The sequence below is a fragment of the Kitasatospora sp. NPDC034023 genome (assembly GCF_055575795.1).
In genome coordinates this window covers 47,505-62,728 of the sequence record NZ_JBVIRY010000018.1, presented here as the reverse complement: position 1 = coordinate 62,728, position 15,224 = coordinate 47,505, and the positions used below count along the sequence as shown (strand labels likewise).

Below are 15,224 nucleotides of genomic sequence, written 5' to 3'. Positions count from 1 at the left end.
CAGGAGAAAGGGAGCTGCTGATGACCCGCTACCCCGACCCGCTCGAATCGAGGTTCTCCGCAACGCTCCAGAACGCCTTGCAGCGAATCGGCCGGCTAGAGAACCGAACGACCAGCATCGACTCCGGCTTTCCGCTGGCCGCGCTGCCCGCAGTCATCGACCCGGCGTACAGCAGCGGCCAGCCCCGGGCATACATCAACGGCGCCACCGTCCTCACAGGCCCGTACCGGCGCCTGTCGTCCTACACCCCGACAGCCAACGACAGCGTGCTCGCCATGCCAGTCCGCATCGGCCAGGTCGGCACCTACGTCATCCTGGGGAAGCTCATATGACGGCCTCCATGTACGGCGCGGCGGACCGCGTCGCCAAGGCCGGCGACACCATGACCGGCCCGCTCGTACTCACCGGCAGCCCGCCCGCCCAGGTTCCCGCCGGCGCCGCCGTCGGCAGCGTGCTCACCTCCGACGCCTCCGGCAACCTCACCCTCCAGGCCCCCGGCGCGGTGTCCGGCACCGACTACCTCAACGTCAAGGCGTACGGGGCCAAGGGCGACGGCACCACAAACGACACCTCGGCGGTCCAGTCCGCACTGACCGCAGCCGCAACCAAGGGCGGCACCGTGTACTTCCCGGCCGGAACGTACGTGCTGTCCTCCGCGCTTGCCCCGGCCAACCAGGTCAGTCTCCTCGGCGCCGGGCCGGGCGCCACCGTGCTCAAGCAGACGTCCACCAGCGCGCACGGCGTCGCCTACAACCCCACCACCCTCAACTACGTCTCCGTCCGGAACCTGACCCTGCAAGGCCCGGGATCCGGTACGGGAGTCGGCCTGTTCGTGCAGGCCAACAGCGGCGCGAACCCGGTCACCTCGTGCCAGGTCAACAACGTCGCCGTCACCGGGTTCGGCAGCCACGGCGTCCAGCTGGTCACGCCCACCGGATGCAGCCTCGCCTCGGTCAGCGTCTCCAGCGTAGGCGGGCACGCCTTCTACCTGTCCGGGGGCACCGGAAACGCGCTCGACGCCTGCGCCGCCGTCGGCAGCACCAGCACTCAGCAGGGCTTCAACCTGTCGTCGGTCTCGTACACCACCCTCACCGGGTGCAAAGCGTCCGCCTGCGGCGGCGGCTACCTGATCAGCAGCGGCTCCGCCAACGCCCTGAACTCCTGTGGCGCCGACAGCATCGTTGCCCAGGCCAGCCAGGACGGATCCGGGTTCAAGGTCTCCGGCGGGTCCGTCCACGCCCTCACCGGCTGCTACAGCACCGTCAACAAGGCCGCGGCGTTCTGGGTCACCGGGAGCGCCACGGGCGTGTCCCTGATCGGCGTCCAGGAGGCCTCTCCCGGCGCCGGCGCGACATCGTCCATCAAGGTCGACACCGGATCCAGCGCCACTGTGATTGACAGCTCCACCGTCACCGCGACCAGCTACGCCTCATCCACCACGAACAGCGTCACCGCCGCCACTGTCACCCTCCCGGGCGCCGTCACTGCAGGCAGCGCCAGCGTCACCGGGAGCCTGAGCGCGGGCAGCGGATCCGTCTCCGGCAACCTGTCCGTCACCGGGAACCTGACGGTGTCGGGCATCGGACAGCGGGTCGCCGCCTACAAGGCCTCCAACCAGTCGGTGACCAGCTCGACAACCCTGGTCAATGACTCCGCCCTGGTCGTGGCACTGGCGGCCAACGCTACGTACCGGATCGACGGTTACATCTCCTACACCGGTGACAACTCGCCCGCCGGCGACCTTCAGTGCACCCTCACGGTCCCCAGCGGGGCCACCGGCTCCTGGTCGTCGTTCGGGGTCCCAACCGGCGCCCTGACGGCTTACGACGCGGTGGCGATCGGCTTCGCGACGACCCGGCGGCTCGGCACGAATGGCGCCGCAACGCCGATGGCGCTCAGGCCCGGCGGCGTGGTGGTCACCAGCGCGACGTCCGGCAACCTGCAGTTCCAATTCGCGCAGGGCGCGTCCAGCACCACGTCTACCACCGTCAGGTCCGGCTCTGTCCTGATCGCCACCCGCATCGCCTGACGGGCACCACCTCGCTATCACACCCCTGGAGGACCCATTGGCGCTTGCCAGCCTCGCCTCTCTTGACCAGCACAAGACCAGCGGATTCCCGCCCGGCTACCCGCAGGACGTGCGCACCTGGTACTCGCCGGTCGACGACGTCCACGGCGTCCTGCTCGACCTCGTAAAGTCGGCGAGCACCTCGCTGGTGGTCGCCATGTACGGGTTTGACGATGACGATCTTGCCGACGCGATCCGGGAGAAGCTCGCCGACGAGCACGTGTTCGTGCAGCTCACCCTCGACTCCAGCCAGGCCGGCGGTGTGCATGAGCGGGCGATCCTCTCCCGGGAGGGCTACCCGGCGTCGAGTGTCGCGATCGGGCGCAGTGAGCACGGCCAGATCATGCACATGAAGATGGTGATCGTTGACGGCCTTGACGTTGTCACGGGCTCGACGAACTGGTCCCATTCCGGCGAAGCGCTCCAGGACAACCAGACGACCGTCATCCGGGACCCGCTCGTCGCCGCCGAGGCCCGCGCCCGCATCGACGCCATCCACCACCACATGCTGAACGCGACGAAGCGGGCAGGCTCGTGAGGGCCGCCGATGCCTCGGGGCCCTCGGAGCACCTGCACCCGGCGAACCAGGCCCGGCACGACGATCGGACGCTCGGCGACCGTGTCGCCGACGGTCTGGCCGGCGGCATGGGCAGTTGGCGGTTCATCACCTCCCAGGCGGCGTTCACCGCGGCGTGGATCGCGGCGAACACGTTGCATGGCTGGTCCCGGTGGGATAGGTATCCGTTCGTCCTGCTCAACCTCGTCTACTCGTTCCAGGCCGGCTTCACCGGGCCGATACTCCTGCTCAGCCAGAACCGGCAGGCGGAACACGACCGCCTGCGCGCGGAGCACGACTACGAGGTGGACAGGGAGGCCCTGGCCTGGACGAAGGCCATCGCCGTACACCTCGGCATCACCGATCCGGCGGCCGAAGTGACCGCCATCGACGGCACTCTCACCCGCAAGGAGGACCGATGACCCGAGCCCTCGGACGGTTCGTCGACCACGACCCGCGCTCCCTGGCATACGCCCACGGGGTCCTGCCGCAGTCGGCACTGACCACCACGTCGTGGACCCGGCGTATACCCGTGCTCGATCAGGGCCAGCTCGGGTCGTGCACCGGAAACGCCGCGACCGGCCTGCTCGGCACGGACAGTGCCGGCCGCATGGGGGCCGTCACCGTCACCATCAGCGCGGCCGGTGCCGCAGCTTCCCACGGCGCCTTCCAGGCCGGCGAGCACCCTCTGGACGAGGCCTTCGCCGTCAGTCTCTACTCGCTGGCCACCGTGTTGGACGGCGCGCCCGGGCAGTACCCTCCCGCCGACACTGGGAGCAGCGGTCTCGGCGTCGCGAAGGCCCTCAAGGCGCTGGGCCTGGCCACCGGCTACACCCACGCATTCGCCCTGTCCGCAGTGCGCTCCGCTCTGCAGTCCGGTCCGGCGCTCCTAGGAATCCCGTGGCTCCAGTCGATGTTCACGCCGGGCGCTGACGGGCGGATCCCGGTCGACCCGGCGTCCGGCGTCGCGGGCGGCCACGAGATCGAGATCACCGGCTGGGACGCCGACACCGACCGGTTCTGGCTCACCAACTCGTGGGGCGGCGATTGGGGGCAGGGCGGGCGCGGCTACCTCGCCGCGCCGGACCTGCAGTGGCTGCTGTCCCAGCAGGGCGACGTCACGGTGCCCGTGCTCTCCACCCCGCCCACCCCGACCCCGGCGCCGGCCGACCCGGACGCCGCGTTCGCGGCTGCGGCCCACTCCTGGCTGGCCGCCAAGGGCCTGTGAGAGGAGGGACCGTGGCGCTCGCACGCGGTTACGACGTCTCCGACTACCAGTCCTCGATCCCTGCGGACGCGCAGTTCGTCTTCATCAAGGCGACCGAGGGTGCCCGGACCAGCCAGCGGGGCTACACAGCCAAGCTCGCCGACGCCCGCAGCCGCGGGCTGGTCGTCGGCCACTACCACTTCATCCACTGCGAGAACCCGGTCCAGGGCGAGATCGATCACTTCTGTCAGGTGATTGGCACCGTCCCGCCTGGCGAGCTGCTGGTGCTGGACTTCGAACCGTACGGTCAGCCTGTCTCAGACGGTACCGCGACGGCGGCGAAGAACGCGTGGCTGGCGGCGGTCAAGCAGCGCTACCCGAACAACCGGGTCGGCTTGTACACCAGCGCCGATTGGTGGCGCCGGACCGATGACAACGCCGGCGACTTCCTCTGGATCGCCGACTACGTCCAAGCTGGCTCCCCGAGGATCCAGGCTGCCTGGCGTTTCCACCAGTTCGCGGACACGCCGCTTGACATGGACGTCTACAACGGCAGCTTCGACGAGCTTCGGGCCTGGGCCGGCGGGACAGTTCCGCAGCCCGTCCCGCCTCCGACGCCGGGCGCACCCGCGGCGTGGACGTCGCCGGGACGAGTACCCCGAGCTGCGTGGGGCGCGGCGGCCCCGACAGGCGCCTACACCCCGATGGCAGGTGCCCTCGGCGTAAAGATCCACTACCTGGGTGAGGCCTACCAGTTCGGCGACCACTCCACGTGCGCCGCGTACGTCCGGAAGGTCCAAGCCGCCCACATGGTTGACCCCGTCCAGCACTGGATGGACATCGCCTACAACGAGCTGGTGTGCGAGCACGGCTATCGGTTCGAAGGCCGTGGCCACAACGTCAGGTCCGGCGCCAACGGCGACCAGACGCTCAATGCCCAGCACTACGCGATCTGCGCACTCGTCGGATCGTCCGGCTACACCGTGCCAACCGACGCCCAACTCCAGGGCCTGCGCGACGCCATCGAGGACTACCAGGCCAACGCCGCCGCCGGGCCCGAGATCAAGGGCCACAGGGACGGCTACCAGACCGACTGCCCCGGCGGACCGCTCTACGCGTGGGTCCAGGCCGGCGCCCCACGACCCGAGGAGGACGACGACATGGCCGCACGTACCGACGACGAGATCATCGCCCTGGTCACCAAGGGGGTGTTCGCTGCCCGCGACGACGTGACCTGGTCAGGCCGCCACTATGACGGCGACGGGTCCCCGAGCCTGCTCGACCTGATCGCCCAGATCCCAGCCGCCGTATGGGAGCACGGCCTTCCGAACGTGGATGTCAACTGGCAGCAGCGAGCCGGCGACGACGCTCTCGTGCCCGCGAAGTGGTTGGCCGCCGCGGTTAACCCGCTGCAGCTGCAGCTTGCTGCGGCCCGCGCCCAGATCGCCGCCCAGGACGCCGTCGTCCAGACCCTCCTCGACCGCACCGCTGGCGTCGACACCGCCACCGTGACGGCCGCCATCGAGGCCGCCGTCACCAAGGCCCTCGCCGCCGGCGTCGACATGCACGTCACTACCACCCCCACCGCCCCTGCCTCGAAGGAGACTTCCTGATGGCCCAGATCGAAACCAAGGTCAAGGCCGCCGCGGCCGCCACCTACCTCGGCACCACCTCGCTGCTCGCCGGTCTCACCGCGGTGCAGGACCATCCCGGACTGGTCGGCTGGCTGCCTGAGTGGCTCGCCCCGTTCGTCCTGGCGATCGTGCCGACCGCGATCGCCGGGGTGGCGGGCTACCAGGCCCGGCACACCCCGCGCCCGGACCTGGTTCCGCCCCTCGCAACCGTCAAGCCGCTGGAGTCGTGATGCGCGGGGCGGTCCACCGGGCCGCACGCCGGGTGGGCCGCCGCGGCGCCGTCCTCGCCCTCAAGGGCGTCATGGCGGGCATCTACGGCTACAGCCTGCTCGTCCAGCCACCCCAGGACACCCGGGGCATCAGGCTGTTACTCGACCTGATGCCCCTGCACCTATGGGCGTGGGCGTGGATCGCCGCGGGCCTGCTCGCCATCGTCTGCGCGTGGCGCCCACCGGGACGGGACTGGCCTGGCTACCCGGCCATCTACCTCGTCGTCGCCCCGTGGGCGCTGGGCAGTCTGGCTAGCTGGTGGCTGTACGACAACCCCCGCGGCTGGGCCAGCGCCGTCGTCTGGGGATCTTTCTGTGGCGTGGCGCTCATCGCCGCCGAATGGCCCGAACCACCGCACGACCAGCACGACCGGAGGCGCCCGTGAGTGGAGAATCCTGGGCCGCCATCTCCGCAGTCGGCGCCGCAGCCGTCACCCTCGGCGGCACCGTCTACACCGCCCGCGCCGGCCGCCGCAGCGCCAGCCAAGAGCGCCGCGACGACTTCCGCGTCGTCACCTCCCGCATGCAGCACGAGCTCGACCGTCTCGGCAAGCGTCTCGACGAGCAGGAGCTGGAGTCGGTCCAGCAGCGAGCACGGCTCGCCGGCCAGGAGTACACCATTCGCTACCTCGCCGGATGGGTGCGCTCGATGGTTGGTTTCGTCCGGGCGTCTGGGCTGGAGCCGCCTCCGGCCCCACAGCCCATTCCCGAGGACGTGAGGCCGTATCTTCAGGGCCTCGACGTGTGACCACGCCCCCGCTCAGCTCTCCCTCGGGAGGGTCGGGCGGGGGCGATTCGTCGTCGACGGGCTCAGGCTTGCTCGCCGTCGAGCGCCTTCTTGGCCGCATCGTGACTCGCCTGTCAGAAGGCCTAGTTGTGGCGGGCCTCGGTCATCGCCCGCTCAGCGAGGAGGGCCGCGGTGTGCAGGGGCAGCAGGTCAGCGGGGATGTCGATGTCGGCCATGGCGCCATCGTACGAGAGAGCAAGCGGCGCACTCCCGTAGGCTCGGCCTATGCGCTCTGTGGTCTTCGACATCGGCGAAACCCTGACCAGTGACACCCGCTACTGGGGTGACTGGGCCCGCTGGCTCGGCGTGCCGCAGCACACCCTGTCGGCGCTGGTCGGCATGGTCGTGGCCGAGGGTCGAGACAACGCGGACGCGATCCGGATCATGCGCCCTGGTGTGGACGTGGGGGCGGAATGGAGAGCCCGGCAGGCTGCTGGTCAGGGCGACTACCTCGACGAGACGGACCTCTACCCGGACGTACGCCCGGCTCTCTCCCAACTGCGCGAGGCTGGGCTGTGGGTGGGCATCGCTGGCAACCAGAACGCTGCTGTGTCTGCGCTGCTGCGCGCGCTCGACCTGCCGGCCGACGATATCGCTACCTCAGCCGAGTGGGGCGTCGCCAAGCCGGGCCCCGGCTTCTTCGAGCGGGTGATCGAGTGGGCGCCCGGCGAGCCACACGAGATCGCCTACGTGGGTGACCACCCGGCGAACGACATCACGCCGGCCCGAGCTGCGGGACTACGGGCTGTCCACCTCCGCCGCGGCCCGATCGGTCTCACCACCGCGGCGCCGGACGCCGACTGGGCAGTCAACTCGCTGACGGAACTGGCCGATCTGCTCGCCAGCCAGTAGCAGGATCGCCCTGACGGCGTGGCCGCCGAGGCGATCTCGCCCGACACCATGCGGGCGCCGGTACCGTTCCGAGTGCGACCACGGAACGGAGCCCAGTATGCCCGCGCCCACTGCCCCCACGCTTGGCCTTCGCCTCGAAACGGCCCGCGCTGCGGCTCGACTGTCTCGTCGTCAGCTGGCCAAGCTGTCGGGGGTCTCGCCCAGCATGATCCAGAAGATCGGCGACGGCGAACGGCACCCGAGTGACCAGGTGCTCTCAGCGCTGGCGAGCGCACTTGGGACGACCCCGGAGGAACTACTGGGCGGCCCTGGTCGGACGGACAGTCGCGTTCACCAGGCCATCCCAGACCTGCAGCGGGCGATCGCGGCGTACGACCTACCGGAGGACGGTCTGGTCAGGCCCCTGCCGCAGATTGGCGCCGACGTTGCGGCTGCCGTCGAGGACCGGGTGCAGGCCCGGTACGTCCGCCTCAGTGAGCGCATGCCCTCCCTGCTTGCCGAGCTGTTCCGCGCGGTTGATCAGTCTGACGGGCGCGAGCGGGAGGAGGCGGCACGGCTGCTGACGCTGGCAATCCGGTCGGCGGACGCGGTGGCCTACAAGTACGCGTACCGCGACCTCTCGGCCCGCTTGGTGGAACTGATGCGGTGGGCGGCTGCGATCGCTGCTGACCCGGCACTCGACGCGGCAGCGGCCTACGTCCGCATGGAGACGTTCTTTGCAGCTGGGCAACTTGGCCCCGGACTGCGGTCGTTGAGGGCTGCCGTGGACCGGATGCCAGCGCCGCAGACGGAGCGGCTGGCAGCAGCAGCTGCAGCTCTGCACATGCGGGCCGCGGTCACGGCCGGCCGCATGCGCCAGGCCGACGACGCCCGCACCCACCTGCGCGAGGCTGAGCAACTCACCCGTCAGGTGCGAGAGCGACTGTACAACGGCACAGCGGTGGGGCCCGACTCGCTGGAGATCCACCGGCTCGCGGTAGCCGTCGAACTCGGCGAGGAGAGCGACCTCCACGCAGCGGTGGCTGCAGCTGCCCGGTGGGCTCCGCCGCGAGAGCTGCCGGCCGAACGGCGAAGCCACTACTACATCGACCTCGGCCGCGCCCAGGTGCAGCTCGGCCAGCCGCAGCACGCGGCCGAGTCGCTGCTGGTGGCTCGACAGATCGCCCCTCAGCATGTCCGTGAGCACGGGCAGGTGCGAACGTCGCTGGCCACAATGGTGCGGCTGACGCGGGGGCGAGACGAGCGGGTGCTGACGCTCGCACGGTGGGCGAAGGCCGTCTGAGGCGCGCGCGGATCTTTACCACAGCTTGTGGTAAATCCCGGGGTGGCGGCCGGGGATCGTAGGGGGCGTGACAGGGACAACACCGATCGTTTCCGATCCTGGAGCCATAAGTCCTGCGCGGCTGCATGGGGAGGCCTGCATCAGCTGCGGCTCGCCTGAGCCGCCGCTGTTCCCGGCAGGCCACGTCCACACATCGACCGGTGAGGGCTCGGCCCCGTTCGGCTGGGCCGTCGTGGCCTGCGCCACCTGCGCCATGGGAGGTGCTGAATGAGCATCGAGGGCGACCTCACTGTAGCCGTGGACGGCCACCTGGACCGCGTCACCAAACCGGTGCCGGAGGCAATGGAGGTGCTGTGGCAGACGGTCCGTCAGCTGCCGATCAGCGACTACGAGCTCAAAGCCATGGGATGGCTGCTGGGCAGTGGGGACACGGCGGACCTGGAGCGCATGATGGCCGGGTCCGGCGTCGTCGACTGGCCCCTCGGCCTAGTGGGCGGCGGCCAGGCGATCGTCCGCGTCTGGTGCGGCGACGGCCTGACCCGCGCTCAGCGAATCGCCGCCAGGTACACCGTCGTGCAGCTGCCGACTGATGAACTGGGGCGGCGCATGTGGGCGATTGAGGACGCCGAGACTGGTGGCCTGGTCACCGCGGGCACCGGCCGGCGCCCGCTAATGTTCCCGATCCGGGAGACCGCCGGCGAGTGGATCCGCGGCCGGGTGAACCTCGCCGGGTATCGCAGCGGCGCTTTCCCGGGCGGGTCGGTGGCTCGGTGACCACCGTCGGCGGGAAGCCGGTCCACCCCGGGACCACCATGGGCCACTGCCCGCGCTGCTACGCGTACACCCGCGGCCGTCCGATACGCACGATCGACGAGCGCCGGGAGTTGGTCGAGCACGACGACTGTCCCGGTGAGCCTCCGCGCGGGACCCGCACCCGTACCTACAACGGCTGAACTCCAGCGCCTCGGAGGCCCCAAGGCGCCGCCGACCGGCCCGTCGACCCCGCCGCCGCCGAACCTGCCGAGCGAGTAGCACAGACCGATGGCCGGCCGTACGACGGTACGGCCAGCCATCACCCATAGAGCAGCCGCCAGGTCTCGACGCCGAACACGCGCGCCACGGCCACGAGGTCGTCGAGGCTGGGCGGCGTCTTGCCGTTCTCCCAATTCGAAATCGACTGGCGGTCACGATCGATCATCTCGCCTAGGCGTTCCTGACTCACGCCCCGCTGGCGCCGGAGGAAGCGGATCCGATCGCCGACCTCGCGACGTTCCCGCTGCTGGCGGGCGTCTGGTGGGCGTTGAGGTGGGGTCGGCACCCCTTGACGCTGGCGCGACCATGATCAATTGTCTGCATACCAGGGCAACCATTTGATCGATAACACGTTCGATAGCATGCAGCGGAACCGGAAGGGTATCCACCACAAACCATCCGTCGGTCACGCACGCACTGACACCGCCAAACACAACCGCGAGCTTGATCACTCGTTCGACATATCGCTAGGTGCACCCACCAAACGCATGCAACCATCCGCTCGATCGCCCGACCGACCACACGCAAGGAGGGGCCGTGCCAGGCTGCCAAACCCCACACACCGCAGCCGCCAACCACCCAACCCGCCAGGCACCTGGACACCCATTAACCCCGCCCCACACAGGAGACCCCACCACCAGGCCTGACAGGACGACAGCGTGCAGCCAGACCCTCACACCCTCATCGACCAGATCCGCATAGCCGGCCTCCAGCTCCTCATGACAGGGCACGCCGACGACTTCCGGCGCATCATCAGCCCGCTGTTCGAACCCGGCACATTCGACACCGACACATGCCGCGTCTACATCGCCCACGGACCCTCGCCCGACCGCAGCCGCGTCCTCGCCGCGTGCCAGGACGCCGTCGGGAAGCGCGCGTTCGTGACCAGGTGCCTGGCGTACGAGGGCGACGTCATCGTCATCGCCCCCCTAAACACGCCCCCCGGATCACCGGCCACAGGCTGGGACCGGACAGGCACGCGCCTGCGGGACCTCCTCGACTCACTCCCCGCCTGGCATCTGGGCGGCAGCGGGATCTCCAACCTCAACCAGGTCGCCCAGGCCTACAGGGACGCATCCAACGCCCTGCTCAGCGCCCGGTACATCGACGCCCGGGCCGCTCTCTACAGCTCCGACATCCGACTCGCCTGCGTGCTCGGAGACAGAGCTGTGAACTGGGCGGCAAACTTCTTGGCCCCTCTACTCCAACAGTCGACGGGCCGTACCGAGCAGTTGGTCGACACGGTGCGTCTCGGCCTAGTCTTCAACCACTCGGCCGCCGCCAAAATGATCCCGACGGGCCGGAACGTGGTCGCCAAACGCATGCAGTACGTGGGTGACCTGCTCGGCCTGAATCTGGACAGATTCCCGGACAGGGCAGCGCTGGACCTGGCACTTGAGGTCAATGCCACCTCCGACTGCGGCAGCTCCCCAGCGGGGCCGACGCCCACCCTGGCCGAGCTTCTCACCACCTCGGAGGTCCGCAACTGGGCAGACTCGCTCCTCGGGCGTCTCGACTCTGACTCGCGCCCCCTACGCCGGACAGTGACGGCTTGGCTGAGTCACGACGGTCATGTCGCCGAGGCTGCCAACGCGCTCGGACTGCGGCCGGCGGCGGTTCGAGATCACCTCCGGGCCGCCGAGTCGCTCCTCCGCCGGCGACTTCTCGGTTCGCTGCCGAGCGAGGCCGACGAGTCGGACCTGGGGGTCGTCGGCAGCGGAGGGGTCTACCTGGCTGCGGCGGCGCTCGGCGAGGTAGAGGTCGGCGAGTGGCCGGACAGAAGGCCTCGCTCGTGATGATGATCTGACAAAAGGTGCAGATGTTGTGGGTTCGCGGCGAAACAGGTGCACATTTTCCGTTCCGTGCGCCGGGCGTGCGCCCCTACCGTAGTCCTCCCGCGCCAGGAGATCGATCAATCTCAGCCAGCCTGGAGGCCTAGGTGACCACCCTCACGATCCTCGGCAACATCCCGCACGCGCACACGATCACCAGCCGCCTCACAAACGCCGGCTTCACCCTGAATGCCCCCGCCACCCACGGACCCGCAGACGCACCCGCAGGCGAGGAGCCCCCCAGAGTACTCCTCACCGCCTTCGGCTCGGCCGCCGCCTCAAGGCAGGCGGCGGCCCGCGCCTTGCCGTCCATGGCCCCGGGCGGCTACTGGATCGACCTGAGCCCCGCCTGTGACGACGCCACCAGCGCCTCACTGGCCGAATGCCACGGCGCCACCCGCATCCAGGCCCCGCTCGCGAACCATCGCGGCGTCCTCGTCGCGACCGTCCACCCCGACGTCGACCTGGCCGGGCTCCCGCTGTGCGACCTGATCCTCAACTCCGCCGCACACCTCGTCATCCGGAGCACCCACCCCGACCGCGGCCTCATCGGACTGGACCTGGAGGCGCAGCTCGGCATCCCGTCACCACGATCCAGCAACGACCCGACTCTCGGCTGACCAAGGACCCTCAGAACATGCGCGCGGCACGTGCAGTCACACCCCTTCCGATCAGCCGACCCCAGCCACAGCCTCCGAGAGTCACCGCACCAGCGGCGCCGTCGGCCCTTGAGGCCGTCCGCATTGAGATGGCCCTGGAGGCGTCATCCCGGGCCGCCGAGAATGCGCTCAAGGGTCTCGCGCCCGCGGACCTCATCCTGCTCGTTGAGAGCCTGCGAGGAGCCCTTGCAGACCTGCTGCGGCTGCATCGTGGGCCCCTACGATGCTGGGCGAGCCTGCGGGAGGCCGAGGAAGTCAACCTGGCGACGATGAGCGTCGGTGACATGACGGCCTTGACCCGCCGACTGCGCGACGAGGTAGTCGAGCTCGCGGCCTACGCCACCTGACCTGCGGCAATCCAGCGCGCACATCCCGCAGGCCTTTGTACCCCCTTTTACGAAAGCCGCGCACGCGGCCTTCGGCGGGTACAAGAACTCCGGCATCGGACGGGAGAACCACAAGGCGCTGCTGGAGCACTACCAGCAGACCAAGAACCTGCTGGTCAGCTACTCCCCCGACGCGGTCGGCTTCTTCTAGGCCGGCCCTGCGGAAATGTGGAGCGGGAGACGGTTCCGGTCTCCCGCTCCACCGCCACTCCCCGCGGCGGGCACTCGGGTCGAGCCATCACTCGGGTCAAGCCGTGGGGCCGAATCACCCATTTCGGGATCCAAGCACATGAATCCTGCCATTTTCCCGACGCGCCGCCGACATGCCCGGACGGCCCCCGCGAACGTCGTAGACAGGACTCCCCGACCCCTCACCCGTCTCCGGGAGTCCCACATGACCATCGCCCCCGCCAAACTCACCGACCCCGCCGTCCGCGCGTTCGTCACCGCGATCAACGCGGGCGACCGCGAGGCCTTCTTCGCCTTGCTCGCGCCGGACGCGGCCATGTCCGACGACGGTTCCGAGCGCGAGCTGGCGGACTGGGTCGACCGGGAGATCTTCGGCCCGAACGGCCGGATGGCCGTCCAGACCGAGTCGAACGGCGGCCACGCGCTCGTCGCCGAGTTCACCAACGACACCTGGGGCATGATGCGCACCGCGTGGCGCTTCACCGTCGAGGGCGGCAAGATCCGCCGCTTCGACACCGGCCAGGCCTGAACCCAGCGGGCGCAGGACGGCTGCCGGGCTCAGGACAGCCCGCAGGCGCAGGACGGCTTCCGGGCTCAGGACGGTCTGTGGGCTCAGGACAGCCCCAGGCACCCCCGCACCGCACGGATCAGGTTCCGCGAGCGGATGTCCCCGGTGACGCCCGGCTGCATGCCGTTGGTGACGTAGCCGAAGCCCAGCCCCAGCTCCGGGTCGGCGAAGCCCAGCGAACCGCCCCGCCCGGGGTGCCCGAAGCTCGCCGGGGAGGCCATCGGCGCGGTCGGGCCGTGCCGCCAGAAACCCAGGCCGAAGGTGGAGTTGACGATCAGCACCCGGTCGGGCCCGTGCACGGCCGGCCCGACCGCGCGGGTCAGCACCTCGGGTCCGAGCAGCGGCGGCAGCAGCGCGCCGGAGCCGTCGGGGCGGTCGGCCGCGCCGATCAGCGCCGCGTAGAACCGGGCCAGCGAACGGGCGGTGCCGATACCGCCGGCGCCGGGGATCTCGGCGGCCTGCACCGCCGGGTCGTTGAGGTCCACCCCGGGGCGCACCGAGGCGAACGACCGCGCGGTCAGCGAACTCGGGTCCTCGTAGGCGTCCCGGACGGACTGCTTGGGCCGCAGCCGCAGCCCGCTCGGTCCGGTCCGGGCCGCCTCCGGGGCGGGCAGGTCGACCAGCTTGCCGACCCGCGGCGCGGCCCCGGCCGGCAGCCCGATCCACAGGTCCAGTCCGAGCGGCCGGGCGATCTCCTCGGCGAAGTACTGTCCGATCGTCCGATCGCTCACCCGCCGCACCACCTCGCCGACCAGCCAGCCGAAGGTGTACGGGTGGTAGCCGTGCGCCGTGCCGGGCTCCCAGGCGGGCGTCTGCGCGGCGACGGCGGCGGCCGCACGCTCCCAGGTGAGCACGTCCTCCAACCGCAGCGGCACGTCCAGCGCGGGCACCCCGGCCCGGTGCGAGAGCAGCCAGCGCACCGGCACCCCGCCCTTACCCGCCGCCGCGAACTCCGGCCAGTACGAGGCCACCGGCGCGTCCAGGTCCAGCAGTCCGCGTTCGACGGCCAGCAGCGCGGTGGTCGCGGTCAGGCCCTTGGTGACCGAGCGCAACACCTGCGCGGTGTCCGCCGTCCACGGCACCGCCGGCGCGGGCCGCCCGCCGACCTCGGGCCGGGCGTCGCCGCCCCACAGGTCGACCACCTTGCGGCCGTGCGCGTACAGCGCGAAGGCCGCGCCGAGCTCGCCGTACTCGGCGAAGTTCCGTGCGAAGGCCGCCCGTACGGGCTCGAACCCCTCGGCCGTCTCGCCCCAGATCTCCACCATCGCGCGCCGCCTTCACCCCGGTAACGATCGTCATGGTCCACCCGTGTTCGAAGGATCGTGAAGATCCGTTCGAGTCGGGCCCCGAAACCCTAACCTGTCCGTCATGACCAACCCTGCCGAAGAACTGCTGGACATCGTCGACGAGCACGACCGGGTGATCGGGACCGCCCTGCGCGGCGAGGTCTACCGGCGCGGCCTGATCCACCGCTGCGTCTTCATCCTGGTCCGCGACCCGGCCGGACGGATCTTCGTCCACCGCCGCACCGACACCAAACTGTTCGCCCCCGGGGCGTACGACATGTTCGTCGGCGGCGTCGTCGGCTCGGGCGAGACCTACGCCGAGGCCGCCGTCCGCGAGGCCGAGGAGGAACTCGGCGTCCACGGCATCGTCCCGCGCCCGATGTTCAAGTTCCTCTTCCGGGAGCCCGACGGTGGCAAGCTCACCTGGTGGTGCGACATGTACGAGGCCGAATGGGACGGCCCGGTCGACCCGCAGGAGTCCGAGGTCGCCTGGCACACCTGGCTCACCCCCGACGAACTCGCCGAGCGCCTCGCCCGTGACACCTTCGTCGCCGACGGCCGCGAGGCCTACCGCCGCTATCTGGACTTCCGGGCCGCGTAGACGGCCGCAGACGCCG

At 70.2% G+C, this 15,224-nt stretch carries 20 protein-coding genes and 1 pseudogene; 19 read left to right on the top strand and 2 right to left on the bottom strand.

Translation table 11 applies throughout. From position 1 onward, the window contains the following. The first annotated feature begins 20 nt into the window (after positions 1–20). The 13 genes from ACZ52R_RS23380 to ACZ52R_RS23320 all read left to right on the top strand — a co-directional run bounded on the left by ACZ52R_RS23380 (position 21) and on the right by ACZ52R_RS23320 (position 9,608). A complete protein-coding gene (locus ACZ52R_RS23380) occupies positions 21–332 on the top strand; it encodes a hypothetical protein (RefSeq protein ID WP_465754028.1) in 312 nt (103 codons plus the stop codon). Further along, positions 329–2,029: a glycosyl hydrolase family 28-related protein gene (locus ACZ52R_RS23375; RefSeq protein WP_465754027.1), complete on the top strand. Its 1,701-nt coding sequence runs from the start codon at positions 329–331 to the stop codon at positions 2,027–2,029. The genes ACZ52R_RS23380 and ACZ52R_RS23375 overlap by 4 nt, the downstream gene beginning before the upstream one ends. Before the next feature lie 37 nt (positions 2,030–2,066). Next, positions 2,067–2,606, top strand: a complete 540-nt coding sequence (locus ACZ52R_RS23370) for a phospholipase D-like domain-containing protein (protein WP_465754026.1) — start codon at positions 2,067–2,069, stop codon at positions 2,604–2,606. Further along, on the top strand, positions 2,603–3,046 hold the full coding sequence (locus ACZ52R_RS23365) for a DUF1003 domain-containing protein (RefSeq protein ID WP_465754025.1): 444 nt from the start codon (positions 2,603–2,605) through the stop codon (positions 3,044–3,046). Before ACZ52R_RS23370 ends, ACZ52R_RS23365 begins: the two co-directional genes overlap by 4 nt. Continuing rightward, positions 3,043–3,852 (top strand): hypothetical protein, encoded by an 810-nt coding sequence (locus ACZ52R_RS23360; RefSeq protein ID WP_465754024.1) that lies wholly within the window; start codon positions 3,043–3,045, stop codon positions 3,850–3,852. Before ACZ52R_RS23365 ends, ACZ52R_RS23360 begins: the two co-directional genes overlap by 4 nt. An 11-nt stretch (positions 3,853–3,863) precedes the next feature. After that, a complete protein-coding gene (locus tag ACZ52R_RS23355; RefSeq protein ID WP_465754023.1) occupies positions 3,864–5,444 on the top strand; it encodes a GH25 family lysozyme in 1,581 nt (526 codons plus the stop codon). Then, a complete protein-coding gene (locus ACZ52R_RS23350; protein ID WP_465754022.1) occupies positions 5,444–5,695 on the top strand; it encodes a holin in 252 nt (83 codons plus the stop codon). The genes ACZ52R_RS23355 and ACZ52R_RS23350 overlap by 1 nt, the downstream gene beginning before the upstream one ends. After that, positions 5,695–6,120 (top strand): hypothetical protein, encoded by a 426-nt coding sequence (locus ACZ52R_RS23345; RefSeq protein ID WP_465754021.1) that lies wholly within the window; start codon positions 5,695–5,697, stop codon positions 6,118–6,120. The genes ACZ52R_RS23350 and ACZ52R_RS23345 overlap by 1 nt, the downstream gene beginning before the upstream one ends. Continuing rightward, positions 6,117–6,482: a hypothetical protein gene (locus tag ACZ52R_RS23340; protein WP_465754020.1), complete on the top strand. Its 366-nt coding sequence runs from the start codon at positions 6,117–6,119 to the stop codon at positions 6,480–6,482. The genes ACZ52R_RS23345 and ACZ52R_RS23340 overlap by 4 nt, the downstream gene beginning before the upstream one ends. A gap of 264 nt (positions 6,483–6,746) precedes the next feature. Then, positions 6,747–7,373: an HAD family hydrolase gene (locus ACZ52R_RS23335; protein WP_465754019.1), complete on the top strand. Its 627-nt coding sequence runs from the start codon at positions 6,747–6,749 to the stop codon at positions 7,371–7,373. A gap of 97 nt (positions 7,374–7,470) precedes the next feature. Then, positions 7,471–8,655, top strand: a complete 1,185-nt coding sequence (locus ACZ52R_RS23330) for a helix-turn-helix domain-containing protein (RefSeq protein ID WP_465754018.1) — start codon at positions 7,471–7,473, stop codon at positions 8,653–8,655. Positions 8,656–8,922: 267 nt separating this feature from the next. Continuing rightward, positions 8,923–9,429 (top strand): hypothetical protein, encoded by a 507-nt coding sequence (locus tag ACZ52R_RS23325; protein ID WP_465754017.1) that lies wholly within the window; start codon positions 8,923–8,925, stop codon positions 9,427–9,429. Then, complete coding sequence (locus ACZ52R_RS23320) at positions 9,426–9,608, top strand: hypothetical protein (protein WP_465754016.1); 183 nt, start codon at positions 9,426–9,428, stop codon at positions 9,606–9,608. The genes ACZ52R_RS23325 and ACZ52R_RS23320 overlap by 4 nt, the downstream gene beginning before the upstream one ends. A gap of 119 nt (positions 9,609–9,727) precedes the next feature. Here the strand turns inward: ACZ52R_RS23320 and ACZ52R_RS23315 are convergent, their stop codons facing one another. After that, positions 9,728–9,973: a helix-turn-helix domain-containing protein gene (locus ACZ52R_RS23315; RefSeq protein ID WP_465664178.1), complete on the bottom strand. Its 246-nt coding sequence runs from the start codon at positions 9,971–9,973 to the stop codon at positions 9,728–9,730. A gap of 373 nt (positions 9,974–10,346) precedes the next feature. On the opposite strand from ACZ52R_RS23315, the gene ACZ52R_RS23310 reads away from it, so the two are divergent. The 5 genes and pseudogenes from ACZ52R_RS23310 (at position 10,347) to ACZ52R_RS23290 (ending at position 13,282) form a co-directional block, all read left to right on the top strand. Next, the gene (locus tag ACZ52R_RS23310) at positions 10,347–11,483 is read left to right on the top strand and encodes a helix-turn-helix domain-containing protein (protein WP_465754015.1); all 1,137 of its coding nucleotides are present in this window, start codon (positions 10,347–10,349) and stop codon (positions 11,481–11,483) included. Positions 11,484–11,626: 143 nt separating this feature from the next. Further along, positions 11,627–12,139: a hypothetical protein gene (locus ACZ52R_RS23305; RefSeq protein ID WP_465754014.1), complete on the top strand. Its 513-nt coding sequence runs from the start codon at positions 11,627–11,629 to the stop codon at positions 12,137–12,139. A 128-nt stretch (positions 12,140–12,267) separates the two neighbouring features. Further along, entirely contained in the window at positions 12,268–12,525 is a 258-nt protein-coding gene (locus tag ACZ52R_RS23300; RefSeq protein WP_465754013.1) for a hypothetical protein, read from the top strand. A 58-nt stretch (positions 12,526–12,583) separates the two neighbouring features. Further along, positions 12,584–12,715 (top strand): annotated as a pseudogene (locus ACZ52R_RS23295) (aldehyde dehydrogenase family protein); the annotation flags it as partial. 243 nt (positions 12,716–12,958) lie between these two features. After that, complete coding sequence (locus ACZ52R_RS23290) at positions 12,959–13,282, top strand: nuclear transport factor 2 family protein (protein ID WP_360489716.1); 324 nt, start codon at positions 12,959–12,961, stop codon at positions 13,280–13,282. Positions 13,283–13,365: 83 nt separating this feature from the next. Here ACZ52R_RS23290 and ACZ52R_RS23285 read toward each other — a convergent pair whose 3' ends face one another. Further along, positions 13,366–14,586, bottom strand: coding sequence for a serine hydrolase domain-containing protein (locus ACZ52R_RS23285; protein ID WP_360489718.1), 1,221 nt, complete (start codon positions 14,584–14,586; stop codon positions 13,366–13,368). Between the two features lie 103 nt (positions 14,587–14,689). Here ACZ52R_RS23285 and ACZ52R_RS23280 point away from each other — a divergent pair, with 103 nt between their 5' ends. Beyond that, on the top strand, positions 14,690–15,208 hold the full coding sequence (locus tag ACZ52R_RS23280) for an NUDIX hydrolase (protein WP_360489720.1): 519 nt from the start codon (positions 14,690–14,692) through the stop codon (positions 15,206–15,208). Positions 15,209–15,224 lie beyond the last annotated feature (16 nt).

What these genes read in the sequence shown, in the direction of transcription:
- ACZ52R_RS23380 (WP_465754028.1), top strand. Translation starts at nt 21, where the DNA reads ATGACCCGCTACCCCGACCCGCTCGAATCGAGGTTCTCCGCAACGCTC.
- ACZ52R_RS23375 (WP_465754027.1), top strand. Translation starts at nt 329, where the DNA reads ATGACGGCCTCCATGTACGGCGCGGCGGACCGCGTCGCCAAGGCCGGC.
- ACZ52R_RS23360 (WP_465754024.1), top strand. Translation starts at nt 3,043, where the DNA reads ATGACCCGAGCCCTCGGACGGTTCGTCGACCACGACCCGCGCTCCCTG.
- ACZ52R_RS23350 (WP_465754022.1), top strand. Translation starts at nt 5,444, where the DNA reads ATGGCCCAGATCGAAACCAAGGTCAAGGCCGCCGCGGCCGCCACCTAC.
- ACZ52R_RS23345 (WP_465754021.1), top strand. Translation starts at nt 5,695, where the DNA reads ATGCGCGGGGCGGTCCACCGGGCCGCACGCCGGGTGGGCCGCCGCGGC.
- ACZ52R_RS23335 (WP_465754019.1), top strand. Translation starts at nt 6,747, where the DNA reads ATGCGCTCTGTGGTCTTCGACATCGGCGAAACCCTGACCAGTGACACC.
- ACZ52R_RS23330 (WP_465754018.1), top strand. Translation starts at nt 7,471, where the DNA reads ATGCCCGCGCCCACTGCCCCCACGCTTGGCCTTCGCCTCGAAACGGCC.
- ACZ52R_RS23325 (WP_465754017.1), top strand. Translation starts at nt 8,923, where the DNA reads ATGAGCATCGAGGGCGACCTCACTGTAGCCGTGGACGGCCACCTGGAC.
- ACZ52R_RS23300 (WP_465754013.1), top strand. Translation starts at nt 12,268, where the DNA reads ATGGCCCTGGAGGCGTCATCCCGGGCCGCCGAGAATGCGCTCAAGGGT.
- ACZ52R_RS23290 (WP_360489716.1), top strand. Translation starts at nt 12,959, where the DNA reads ATGACCATCGCCCCCGCCAAACTCACCGACCCCGCCGTCCGCGCGTTC.
- ACZ52R_RS23285 (WP_360489718.1), bottom strand. Translation starts at nt 14,586, where the DNA reads ATGGTGGAGATCTGGGGCGAGACGGCCGAGGGGTTCGAGCCCGTACGG.
- ACZ52R_RS23280 (WP_360489720.1), top strand. Translation starts at nt 14,690, where the DNA reads ATGACCAACCCTGCCGAAGAACTGCTGGACATCGTCGACGAGCACGAC.